Source organism: Ruegeria sp. HKCCD6119 (assembly GCF_013110585.1).
Classification (GTDB): Bacteria; Pseudomonadota; Alphaproteobacteria; order Rhodobacterales; family Rhodobacteraceae; genus Ruegeria.
In genome coordinates, this window is record NZ_WVQV01000001.1 from 676041 (window position 1) to 688060 (window position 12020).

The following is a 12020-nucleotide window of genomic DNA, read 5'->3' on the forward strand; positions in this document are numbered from 1 at the left end:
TTGAAGCCTGTCTAACGAGCCCGAAGGACGGGGGCAACCATGCGTGTTCTTGCACGGGTCGAGGCCGCGCTGCTGCACCAGACAGGCTACCTTTTCCCTTGGACGCCGGTTTTGCTGGCGACGGGGATTGGTCTTTATTTCGGCGTCCGCGTCGAGCCGGATTGGTCAGTTTATGCCGGTCTTGTCTGTCTTGGAATCGCTCTTGTCGCCTTGCGCCGCCGGCTGCCACCGGGGGTGGGAACGTTGGCAATCGGGGGGGCGCTGATCGCTGCCGGTTTCATTCTGGCAGGCGTTCGCGCCCATATGGTGGCAGAACCGGTACTGTCGTGGCGATATTATGGCCCTGTCGAGGGGAGGGTCGTCGCCATGGATCGGTCTGCCTCGGATGCGTTGCGGTTGACGCTTGATCAGGTACGCATAGGGGATGTACCTCAGGAGCGCAGACCGCAGCGCATCCGTCTTTCCGTTCATGTTCCAACGGGCGCAATCGCACCGGGGCAGCGTATTATGACCACAGGTCATCTTTCGCCGCCGCAGGGCCCGGTCGAGCCCGGAGGTTTCGACTTTCGCCGTCATGCCTGGTTTCAACGATTGGGCGCGGTCGGGTATACCCGCGTCCCGATCATGACCATCGCACCAGCGACCGAAGGGATCGACGGCATTCGGGTCACTGCGATCCGCATGGCCATTTCGCAGCGGGTCAGGCAGATCCTGCCCGGTGAAATCGGTGGATTTGCCGCCGCCGTCACCACCGGAGATCGCAGCGGGATGGGGCAGGAGACGCTATCATCCTTGCGGGCGTCCAATCTGGCGCACCTGCTGGCCATTTCCGGGCTTCATATGGGGCTTCTGACAGGCTTCGTATTCGTGGCGTGTCGGTTGGGGCTGTCGTTGTGCCCCCCCGTGGCGTTGCGACTTCCGGTTCGGAAGGTGGCTGCTGTTCTCGCGCTTTGTGCCGCAACCCTTTATCTGTTGTTGTCCGGCGGCAACGTAGCAACCGAACGGGCCTTTGTCATGGTCAGCGTCATGCTGGGGGCCGTGTTGATCGACCGACGCGCGATTTCGCTGCGTGCGGTTGCTGTTGCCGCCGTCATCGTGCTGGTTCTTCGGCCCGAGTCGCTGCTGAGCCCCGGATTTCAAATGTCTTTCGCCGCAACCACAGCGTTGGTCGCCGTCTTCGGAGCGTTGCGAGAGATGCGCCCGATGCCCGGCCCAAACTGGTTGAAGCCCGTCGTCGGCGTGGTGATGTCATCGGCAATTGCAGGCCTTGCAACAGCCCCCATAGGTGCCGCGCATTTCAATACGATGTCCCATTACGGTCTGCTTGCCAACCTGCTTTCCGTTCCTGTCATGGGTCTTTCTGTCGTGCCCTCCGCCGTCGTTGCGGCGCTTCTGGCCCCATTTGGACTGGAGGCAATTGCCCTGACCGTCATGGGGTGGGCGTTGCATTGGATCCTTACGGTTTCGGACTGGGTGTCGCACCTTGATGGCGCGCAGGGTTTTGTGGTCAGCCCGCCTTGGTACATCCTGCCCCTGGTCGCACTCGGCGCCTTGTGGATGGCCTTGTGGCAGGGACAAGCACGGTGGGCCGGAGCAGTGCCTGTTGTCCTGGCATTTCTGCTTTGGAACTCGGGGCACAGACCGGATGTCCTGATCGCTGAAAACGGCGGATTGGTGGGGGTCATGACCGACAAGGGGCGGGCCCTCAGCAAAAGCAAAGGCAGCGGGTTTGTCGCCGGTGTTTGGCTTGAAAATGACGGAGACGGTGTTGATCAGATCGAGGCGGCGCTCAGATGGCCGGACAGCGACATCGTGCAACGATACCAGTTGAATGATTTTGAGATCATCCATATCACCGGAAAACGGGCGGCGCGGGCGTTTGATGAATGCCAGAAAAACCAGATTATCATCTCGGCCGTTGCGCTTGCCCTGCAAGGTTCGTGCGGGGTGTTCGATCCGGAACGGTTGTACGAAACCGGCAGCCTGTCGGTTTCGAACGGAAAGTTGACCTCGAGCGCGGACATGACAGGTCATCGGCTTTGGTCCCCGAAACCTGCCGGGGACCGTCATTCCAATCAGGCTCAATAGGTGCGGATCAGTCCGACCAACCGGCCCTGAACCTTGACCTTTTCTTCGGGCAGGACGCGCGTTTCATAAGCCGGGTTTGCAGCCTCAAGCGCGATTGCGTTGCCGCGGCGGAAGTACCGCTTGAGGGTCGCTTCCTGATCCTCGACCAAGGCAACCACGATGTCGCCGTTATCCGCGGTCGAGGTTTCCCGGATGACGACCACATCACCGTCATTGATGCCAGCGTCGATCATCGAGTCGCCGCGAACTTCCAATGCATAGTGCTGACCCTGTCCCGAAACCATGGGGCCGGGGACGGCCACGTGATGCGATACATGGCTGATTGCTTCGATGGGAACACCGGCTGCGATCCGGCCCATGACCGGCAGTTCGAGCGCGTCCACCGATACAGGCTCCATATTCGCAGGGCGGGGGCCCTTGGGCCGGTCGCCTTCGATCACACGTGGCGTAAAGCCGGCCGTCGGCTCGCCGCCAAGGCTTTCGGGCAATTTCACGATCTCAATGGCCCGAGCGCGATGGGCAAGGCGGCGGATAAACCCGCGTTCCTCCAGTGCGGTGATCAACCGGTGAATGCCGGATTTCGACCGCAGGTCGAGAGCAGCCTTCATTTCATCAAAACTGGGCGGAACACCGTCTGCCTGCACGCGTTTGTGGATGAATTCCAGCAAATCCAATTGCTTCTTGGTCAGCATCGCTCACACCTCGTCGCTCATGCGTTTTCTTTTGTTCTACGCATGTTCACGTTTTGTGTCAACGAATTTGAGGTTACATCAGATTGGCAGATATTCGACCATTTCCCCGATGTCGCGCGCCGGATCGTGTGGGGCGCGGACCAAAAGCGCGTTGGACTGAGCCAATACGCTGAGAAGGGAACTGTCCTGATCTGCGCAAGCTTCGATACCGGCATCCGTCACCACGGCGCGCATATAATGCTCGCGCGGGCCATTCTCGGGCAAAGGACCACTCAGCCGGGCCGTGCGGAAGGGCGGCAGCACCTGTTCAAGCCCCAGCATCCGGCGCACCATCGGGGCCAGAAACAGATAGCCGCAGACCATGGCACTGACCGGATTGCCCGGCAACCCGACCATCGCCGCGTTGCCGATACGACCGGCCATCAGAGGTTTTCCGGGGCGCATTCGGATCTTGTAGAAGGATTGCTTCATCCCCAACCCCTGCGAGACGTCCGACACGAGGTCATAATCGCCAACCGACGCTCCGCCGATCGTCACGACCAGATCCGCCCCCTGCGCAAGGCCAAAGGCCGTTTCAAGCGACGAAACAGTATCCCGCGCGATCGGAAGCACGCGCACCACAGCCCCCAATCCTTCGAGCATTGCCTTCAGGCCAAATGTGTTCGATGCAATGATCTGATCCGGGCCGGGTTCTTCCCCGGGCATGACCAACTCATCACCAGTCGAGATGAGGGCGATCACGGGTCTGCGCGACACAGGGACGCGAGGGATGTTCATCGCGGCCATCAAGGCCACATCTTCAGCGCGGATCAAACGCGGGGCCGATATGGACGTGCCAGCCTTGAAATCCACGCCAGCGGGTCGGATGTTCGTTTTTGCGCCGGGTGTGTCCGTGATCGTCAGAAGATCACCGCGGCGGTCCGTATCCTCTTGAATCACAACGAAATCCGCGCCCTCGGGCACAGGGGCGCCGGTATAGATGCGAACGGCCTGTCCGGGGCCTACAGCGCCCTCAAAACGACGCCCGGCGGCTGACTCGCCCACAACTTTGAACATGGCGTGCAGTTCGACCTCGTCAGATTTGACTGCATAGCCATCCATGGAAGAGGCGGCAAAAGGCGGCTGATCCCGCGTGGCCGTGACATCCCGCGAAAGCACGCGCCCTGCGGACTGGGCCAGTGGTACCTCTTCGGCCGGCAAAGGCCCCACGAGATCGAACAACAGGGCGCGCGCCTCTTCGACAGTAATCATTTCGCCTCGTAACGCCCTGATTTACCGCCATCTTTAAGCAGAACGCGAATGCCGCCTATCTCCATCGCCTTATCGACGGCCTTGGTCATGTCGTATACGGTCAAGGCGGCTGTCGATACGGCGGTCAGCGCTTCCATCTCTACCCCGGTCTGGCCCGAGGTCTTGACGGTGGCCTGGATCCGAACACCCGGCAGGTCCGGGTCAAGAGTCAGCTCGACGGCCACTTTGGTCACCGGCAAAGGATGACACAGCGGAATAAGGTCCGGCGTTTTCTTTGCGCCCATGATGCCAGCCAAGCGGGCAATGCCCAGAACATCGCCTTTCTTGGCGCGACCTTCGGAAATGATTTCAAAAGTTTCCGGCGCCATCCTGATGTGACCTTCGGCAATGGCGACGCGATCTGTCACCTCCTTGTCCGAGACATCGACCATATGTGCCTGACCTTGGGCATCGAAATGGGTCAGTGGCATCACATCACTCCGGGGATCAGCGGGTTTGACAGGATATGGCGCGTTGCCGCTTCCACATCGTCCTGGCGCATCAGGCTTTCTCCGATCAAGAAGCAGCGGGCCCCATAGCGTGCAATGTCCTTCAGGTCGTCTGGTGTACCCAGACCGCTTTCGCACACGATGGTGCGATCGGCGGGCACCAGCTTGGACAGGCGGCGCGTCGTGTCGAGCGTTGTCTCGAAGGTCTTCAGATTGCGGTTGTTGATACCGATCAGCGGACTTTTCAGCTGTGCCGCGCGTTCAAGCTCTGCCTCGTCGTGTACTTCGATCAGAACATCCATATCCCAATCGAATGCAGTGTCTTCCAGTTCAGCCGCCTGATCATCGCTGACCGAGGCCATGATGATCAGAATGCAATCCGCCCCCAGGGCGCGTGCTTCGACCACCTGATACGGGTCGTACATGAAATCCTTGCGCAAGGCGGGCAGGGATGTCGCCTCGCGCGCCTGCGTCAGATACTCTTTTTGACCCTGAAAACTGGGGGTGTCGGTCAGGACGGACAAACATGTCGCGCCACCATCTTCATAAGCCTTTGCAAGAACCGGCGGGTCGAAATCCGGCCGGATCAGTCCTTTGGACGGGCTGGCTTTCTTGACCTCTGCGATCAGGCCATAGCCTTGCCGCGAGGCGTGTTGCAGCGCATTGGCAAAGCCACGAGGTTCCGAGGCGGACCGGGCCTCACTTTCCAGTGTTTCCAGGGATTTCTGCGCTTTGTCCGCCGCGACTTCTTCCAGTTTGTAGGCTTTGATTCTATCCAGAACGGTGTCGGTCATGCGGCTTCCTGTGTCTTGGCGGCCAAGGCCGTAATTTTAATTTTGGCATTGCCACTGTCAATGCTTTCAGCAGCCATGGCCACGCCTTCGCGCAGATCTTTTGCCGCTTCGGCGACGACCAGAGCGGCGGCCGAATTCAGCAGCACCGCGTCACGATACGCAGACGGGGCACCTTCCAGCAAAGCCCGGAACGCAACGGCGTTTTCCTCGGGCGAGCCACCGATGATGTCCTCGAACGGATGCACCGGAAGACCTGCGTCTTCGGGGTGCAGTTCGACCTCTTTCACAATCCCGTCTTCCAGAGCGGCGACCCAGCTGATGCCGGTGATCGTAAGCTCGTCGGTCCCGTCCGAACCATGCACCAGCCAGGCCCGGTCCGAGCCCAGCAGGCCAAGCGTTTCGGCCATCGGGTGGATCAGGTCGCGGCTGAAGGCGCCGGTCAATTGCCGTTTGACGCCGGCAGGGTTGGTCAGGGGGCCAAGAATATTGAAGATCGTGCGCGTTCCCAATTCTTGCCGGGACGGCATCACATGGGCGATGGCAGGGTGGTGCATTGGCGCCATCATGAAGCCGATTCCAACGTCTTTCAGCGCATTTTCAACAACTTGCGGGCCGACCATTACGTTGATACCCATCTGGCCCAATGCGTCCGCCGCGCCGGATTTGGAGCTCAGGTTGCGATTGCCGTGTTTCGCGACCGTGACTCCGGCACCGGCCACGACAAAAGCGGTCGCGGTCGAGATGTTCAGGGTGCCTTTGCCGTCGCCGCCGGTGCCGACGATATCCATCGCCCCCTCGGGTGCGTTCACGGCATTGCATTTCGAACGCATCACGGCGGCTGCCGCGGCGTATTCATCGACCGTCTCACCGCGTGTCCGCATGGCCATCAGCAATCCGCCGATCTGGCTGGGCGTGGCTTCGCCATCGAACAGTATGGCAAAGGCTTTTTCAGCCTCGGCACGTGTCAAAGGACGATCGGCAGCGGCTCCGATCAGCGGTTTCAGCGCGTCGCTCATGCCGGGACTTTCAGTTCTTGCAGGAAGTTTTTGAGAAGGGCGTGACCGTGCTCGGATGCGATGGATTCCGGATGGAACTGCACACCGTGGATCGGCAATTCCTTGTGCTGCAATCCCATGATCGTGCCGTCGTCCAGCTGGGCCGTGATCTCCAGGCAATCGGGCAGGGTCTCGCGCTCGACCACCAGCGAATGGTAGCGCGTTGCCTCAAAGGGTGAGGGCAGCCCGGCAAACAACCCCTTGCCGGTGTGCTTCACCGTGCCCATCTTGCCATGAACGATCTCGTGGCACCGAACCACCTTGCCGCCAAACACCTGGCCTATGGTCTGATGGCCCAGGCAAACCCCCATTAGCGGCGTTTTGGTTTCTGCGGCGGCTTCCGTCAGTGCCAGGCAAATCCCCGCCTGATCCGGGTCGCAGGGGCCGGGGCTCAGCAGTATGCCGGCGGGGTTCATGGCCATCGCTTCCTGCACGTCCAGCGCATCATTTCGGCGAATGACCATTTCGGCACCAAGTTCGCCTAAATAATGTACCAAATTGTAGGTAAACGAGTCGTAGTTGTCGATCAGCAGCAGCATTTGGGCACTTATCTTCGCTTGGGCATTTCGGGCTGGCGATGCAGCCCCGGGCCACGGTATAATGTCCGCACATACATGCTCAGGCTTGAGCGGCAGCGTCAAGAGGACATCCCGTTTCTAGCGCGTTCAATTGGCCGAGCGCCACACCAGATGGCGCAGAGCTGGACGAGGCAGAGGAAAGAGGCGAAAGGCAGGAAAATGGGCGGATTTTTCGGAGGAATGGTCGCGGGCGCGATCGTTGTTTTGATCTTGGGTGCGGTTGTGTCACTCAAGACGCCGATGGTGAATACCCCGGTTGTTGCAACCGAAGCACCGGCGCCGACGATTTCTGAGACTCCCGAGGCTCCGGCTGAAGTGGCAGACGCCGGTTCTGACGCCGATCTGGTGGAACTTGCCCCGCGTGCGCCAGAAGCCGCCGATGACGCAGGCGAGGATCTGGCCGATCTGTCGGGGCTGGAAACGTCAATCGATTCCCAGCCGGTTGTCGGCGCGGCAACGGACGCGCTGAACCAACCGGAAGCGGCAGGTGCAAATGAAGTGTCATTCGTGATCGAAGCGCCCGCCGCCCTGCCAGAGCCAAGTCAGGTTCCCGCGATTCAGCCAGACGATGCGCTGCCTGCCGTCATTGATGAAACACCGGCCCCGCCAACAGAGCCCGAGAACACCGAGGTGGCCGCGCTTGCGCCCGAGCCAGACCCTCTGCCACGGGCGGTGCCAGAACCGGAGCCAGAGTCGACAGAAGCCGAAGAACAGAACCCCTTTGAAAACAGCCCGATTGCCGTGGAGGGGGATGAAGACACCATGCCTCGGGAGCTGCCGCGCATCGCTGCGCTGCCCCAGATCGGGGGTGAGCAGAAAGCAAGTGCCAGCTCGATCATCGGAAAACGCGTCGTTCCGCTGACGGAACGGGATGATGAGCCCGTCGTGGAACAGGCCTCGGCTGAACCGGCGAAATCGGCCAAGCCGATCGAGCGTTTTGCGGCAAAGTTCGAAAACCCCGAATCCAAGCCGCTGATGTCCATCATTCTGATCGATGACGAGGGTGCATTCGGGTCCGAGGCTTTGCAGGACTTTCCCTATCCGATCAGCTTTGCCGTGAACCCATCGGATCCTGACGCGGCAGAAAAGATGGCCCGTCACCGCAACGCCGGGTTCGAGGTGCTGGTCCTGGCGGATCTGCCCGAGGCGGCAAGCGCGCAGGACGCCGAGGTGTCGCTGTCGGTGTGGCTGGATACCCTGCCGGAAACGGTTGGTATTCTGGAAGGTGTGAACAGCGGGATTCAGGGCAATCGCAAACTGGCTGATCAGGTCGCCGCGATTGCTGCGGGAACCGGCCGGGGGCTGATTACGCAGGACAATGGGCTCAACACCGTGCAGAAACTGGCGGCGCGAAACGGAATTCCGTCCAGTGTCGTTTTCCGCGATATCGACGGCGCACGGCAGGATCCCAAAATCATGCGCAGATTCCTGGATCAGGCCGCGTTCCGTGCGGGGCAGGAAGGGACAGTGGTCATGCTGGGGCGCGTGCGTGCCGAGACGATTTCAGCCCTGTTGCTGTGGGGGCTGGAAGATCGGGGCAACCGCGTGGCAATGGCTCCGATCTCGGCTGTCATGATGAAACAGGTGCAGTGACCCGCACAGACAGCAACGAAAAGAGGCGGTGATCATCTGATCGGCCGCCCCTTTTTTAGCCGTTTCCGTTGCCGGTGAACCGGGCGGCGTCAGCTGCCGCGCGCCGTATGGCGTTGGATTTATGAACAGTTTCCATGAACTCGGCTTCGGGGTCGCTGTCGTAAACAACACCACCCCCAGCTTGGATATAGAGTTTCTGATCTTTCACGATGGCGGTGCGCAGGGCAATACACATGTCCATGTCTCCGCCCGCGCTGAAATAGCCGACGCCGCCGCCGTAAACGCCGCGTTTTTCAGGCTCCAGCTCGTCGATGATCTCCATCGCGCGCACTTTGGGCGCGCCCGAAACCGTACCTGCCGGCATACCCGCAAAAAAGGCATCCAAAGCGTCTTTGTCTTCGGCCAGTTCGCCTACAACGTTTGATACGATGTGCATCACGTGGCTGTAGCGTTCGATGATGAACTCTTCTGTCGGACGCACGGTTCCGATCTTTGACACACGACCGGTATCGTTGCGACCCAGATCCAGCAGCATCAGATGCTCGGCCAGTTCTTTCTTGTCGGCCAGCAGATCCAGCTCGTTCGCCTTGTCTTCTTCGGGCGTCGCGCCACGTGGGCGCGTGCCTGCGATGGGGCGAATGGTGACTTCATTGCCAAACACACGCACCAGGATTTCGGGGCTTGCGCCCACCACCTGAAAACCGCCGAAGTTGAAGTAGAACATGAAGGGTGACGGATTGGTGCGCCGCAAGGATCGGTAGAGAGCAAAAGGCGGCAGCGGAAAATCCTGCGTCCAGCGCTGTGCCGGGACAACCTGAAAGATGTCACCCGCGCGGATGTATTCCTTGGCCTTTTCAACCGCCTCCATATAGCCGGACTTGGTAAAGTTCGACACCGGCGCGGCGACCTCGCGCGCGTCGCCCAGATCGCGGGTTTCCGCGGGCATGGCACGTTCCAGGTCGCGGACCGCATCCATCACACGCTCAGCCGCCTGCGCATAGGCCGCCTTGGCCGATTGACCGTCGCTGGCCCAGGCGGGTGAAACCACCGTCACCTCACCCTTGACCCCATCCAGCACTGCGATGACAGACGGGCGCAGCATGATCGCATCGGGCAAACCCAGCGGATCAGGGTTCACATCCGGAAGGTGTTCCACCAGCCGAACCATGTCATAACCCAGATACCCGAACAGCCCGGTAGCGGCCTGTGGCAGGTCATCGGGCAATTCCATGCGGCTCTCGGCAAGAAGCGCACGCAGGTTGTCCATCGGGTTGCCATCTTGGGGCGAGAACGCCTCGGCATCGAACCGAGCCGAGCGATTCAGTTCCGAGGTTTCCCCATGACAGCGCCAGACCAGATCAGGTTTCATGCCAATGATCGAATAGCGGCCACGAACCTCTCCGCCTGTAACCGATTCCAGCATGAACGCATCTTTCTGCGCGCCCGTCAGCTTGAGCATCAGTGACACAGGTGTGTCCAGATCGGCGGCCAGACGCGTATATACAGCCTGGTTTTCGCCCGCATCATAGGCGCGCGCGAAGGTTTCGAAATCGGGTGTCAGGGCCATATCGGTCTCGTTTAAAAGCTCGCCTGCACGGCGTTCAGCGCCTGTTGATCCACCACGGGGCGCGCCCGGGTCTGGGCGTCACGTACGTAGGCGTTAAAGATATTCTGTGCCAAAGCCTGATCCATCTGCGAGCTCAGGGCATCACGCAACTGACGCAGTTCATCCGTATCCGCCGGCGGCAGGGTTTCATCCAGACGCACTATCCAAGCCGCACCATTGCCCTCAACAACGCGCATCTCGCCCGGTTCCATCGCGAAAACTTCGTTCATGAAACTGGCCGGAACATCATCCAGAAACGCTGTGCGGGTCAGGGCGTTTTCGACGCGGAAGGGCAGGCCGGTCGCTGCGAAATCACCGTCAGGTGCCAGTTGGTTCAGAATGGCATCCGCCTTTTCGCGCAGGGCTTTGTTGATCTCGGCCTGTTGCCAGGCCTCGGCGACACGGTCGCGCGCGCTCTCCAGCGGTTCCGGGCGACGCGGCAGAACCTCGTCCAGGCGCAGGGCAAAAATTGACCCATCTTCCAGGAATGCGATTTCAGGGAAATCTCCTTCCTGCACGGCTTCTGCGGCCGCTCGGAACCCGTCATAGGCCGCAACACCTTCGTCGCTGTCACGAGTCCAGTCGATCTGACCCAGTTCCATTTCGGTTTCTTCCGCCAGTTCTTCCAGCGTGGCACCGCCTGCCAGCATGTCGTTGATATCTTCGGATTGCGCTTCGATCAGACGGCGGGCGCGTTCAGTCGCCAACTCTTCGCGAAGTGCCGGCTCGGCCTCTTCAAATGGAACAGTGTTCGCAGCCAGTGATCCGTTGACGCGGAACAGGGCCGGACCAAACACCGAAGGCAACGGGCCCACGACAGTGTCAAGCTCGGCCGCAAAAACGGCGTCCGCAGCTTCGCCCAGATCCTCACGCGTCACGTCGCCCAGATCGATGTCATTCAGTTCCAGATCGCGATCCCGAACCAACTGTTCGAACGTTGTGCCGCCAACCTCAAGCTGCGCCAAAGCGTCCTTGGCGGCCTGTTCGCTTGGGAAGTTCAGACGTTCGACCAAACGGCGTTCAGGCTGGTTGTATTCGTCGGATCGTTCTTCATAGAGTTTGCGCAGCGCGTCTTCGTCGATTTCGACCGTGTCCACCAACATTGCTGGCGACAGAATCGCGTAAGTCAGCTGCTTGGTGCGGGGCAGCATGAACTGGTCCCCATTGTCATCATAGAATGCCTGGATCTGTGCGTCCGTTGGATCGGCCACAGGTGTATCCAGCGCTTCCGTTCCAACAGTTGCAACAGCAAAGCTGCGCCGCGCGCCGATATAATCGATCATCGTGTCCGTCAGCGTTGCCGGCATTTTCACGCCGCCCATGATTGCGCCCTGTACGATGGTTCGGGCGGATTCCTTGCGCAGATCGGATTCGAATTCGGAATCGGTCATGCCGACCTGTTCAAGCTGAAAGCGATAGGATTCACGGTCAAAAGTTCCGTTGACACCCTGAAATGCCGGGATCGAGATGATCTCTTGCTGAAGGTTCTCATCGCCGATGGAAATCCCAAGCTGACCGACCTCGTTGTCCAGCGCCGCCAAAGCGGTCAGGCGGGCAAGGGCGTTTCGGTCCAGACCCAGATCGCGGGCTTGCGACATCTGCAAAGGTTGCCCGGATTGTGCCTCCACCGCTCGAATCTCGCGCTGCAATTCGCGCACGTAGTCATCGACCGAGATGCTTTCGTCGCCGACTGTCGCAACTGTGCGGATCGTCCCGCTGAGGTTGACCGCGCCAAATCCCGCAAGGCCCAGCATCAGCAGGCCCATCAGAATCCAGACAAAGGTTTTCGAAAGACTTTTAGCGCCTGCGGCCATGATGCCCTCTTGTTTTTTCGGCAGAGTTCTGCCCTGTCGGTTGCGGCCCTGAATACGACGC

Annotated in this window: 10 protein-coding genes; 2 read left to right on the forward strand and 8 right to left on the reverse strand. The window is 60.2% G+C overall.

All coding sequences use genetic code 11. The features are described from left to right. Nucleotides 1-39 precede the first annotated feature (39 nt). A complete protein-coding gene (locus tag GS611_RS03440; RefSeq protein WP_171632208.1) occupies nt 40-2088 on the forward strand; it encodes a ComEC/Rec2 family competence protein in 2049 nt (682 codons plus the stop codon). Here the strand turns inward: GS611_RS03440 and lexA are convergent. From lexA to GS611_RS03470, 6 genes are all read right to left on the reverse strand, one after another. Continuing rightward, a complete protein-coding gene (gene lexA / locus GS611_RS03445; RefSeq protein WP_171632210.1) occupies nt 2082-2780 on the reverse strand; it encodes a transcriptional repressor LexA in 699 nt (232 codons plus the stop codon). The two genes, GS611_RS03440 and lexA, sit on opposite strands and share 7 nt — an antisense overlap. Nucleotides 2781-2858: 78 nt before the next feature. Then, a complete protein-coding gene (gene glp, locus GS611_RS03450; RefSeq protein WP_171632213.1) occupies nt 2859-4031 on the reverse strand; it encodes a gephyrin-like molybdotransferase Glp in 1173 nt (390 codons plus the stop codon). Further along, nucleotides 4028-4501, reverse strand: coding sequence for a cyclic pyranopterin monophosphate synthase MoaC (gene moaC / locus GS611_RS03455; protein ID WP_171328258.1), 474 nt, complete (start codon nt 4499-4501; stop codon nt 4028-4030). The genes glp and moaC overlap by 4 nt, the downstream gene beginning before the upstream one ends. Then, complete coding sequence (trpC, locus tag GS611_RS03460) at nt 4501-5313, reverse strand: indole-3-glycerol phosphate synthase TrpC (protein ID WP_171632216.1); 813 nt, start codon at nt 5311-5313, stop codon at nt 4501-4503. Before trpC ends, moaC begins: the two co-directional genes overlap by 1 nt. Next, nucleotides 5310-6329, reverse strand: coding sequence for an anthranilate phosphoribosyltransferase (gene trpD, locus GS611_RS03465; RefSeq protein ID WP_171632218.1), 1020 nt, complete (start codon nt 6327-6329; stop codon nt 5310-5312). The genes trpC and trpD overlap by 4 nt, the downstream gene beginning before the upstream one ends. Then, nucleotides 6326-6907 carry an aminodeoxychorismate/anthranilate synthase component II gene (locus tag GS611_RS03470; protein WP_171632221.1) on the reverse strand — a complete coding sequence of 194 codons (582 nt, stop codon included), beginning with the start codon at nt 6905-6907 and terminating at the stop codon, nt 6326-6328. The genes trpD and GS611_RS03470 overlap by 4 nt, the downstream gene beginning before the upstream one ends. Before the next feature lie 198 nt (nt 6908-7105). Here GS611_RS03470 and GS611_RS03475 point away from each other — a divergent pair, with 198 nt between their 5' ends. After that, nucleotides 7106-8539, forward strand: a complete 1434-nt coding sequence (locus GS611_RS03475) for a polysaccharide deacteylase family 2 protein (RefSeq protein WP_171632224.1) — start codon at nt 7106-7108, stop codon at nt 8537-8539. Nucleotides 8540-8594: 55 nt separating this feature from the next. Here the strand turns inward: GS611_RS03475 and trpE are convergent, their stop codons facing one another. Together trpE and GS611_RS03485 are read right to left on the reverse strand one after the other, a co-directional pair. After that, nucleotides 8595-10106 (reverse strand): anthranilate synthase component I, encoded by a 1512-nt coding sequence (gene trpE / locus GS611_RS03480; RefSeq protein WP_171632227.1) that lies wholly within the window; start codon nt 10104-10106, stop codon nt 8595-8597. Nucleotides 10107-10117: 11 nt separating this feature from the next. After that, nucleotides 10118-11959 (reverse strand): peptidylprolyl isomerase, encoded by a 1842-nt coding sequence (locus tag GS611_RS03485; RefSeq protein WP_171632230.1) that lies wholly within the window; start codon nt 11957-11959, stop codon nt 10118-10120. Nucleotides 11960-12020: the final 61 nt, after the last annotated feature.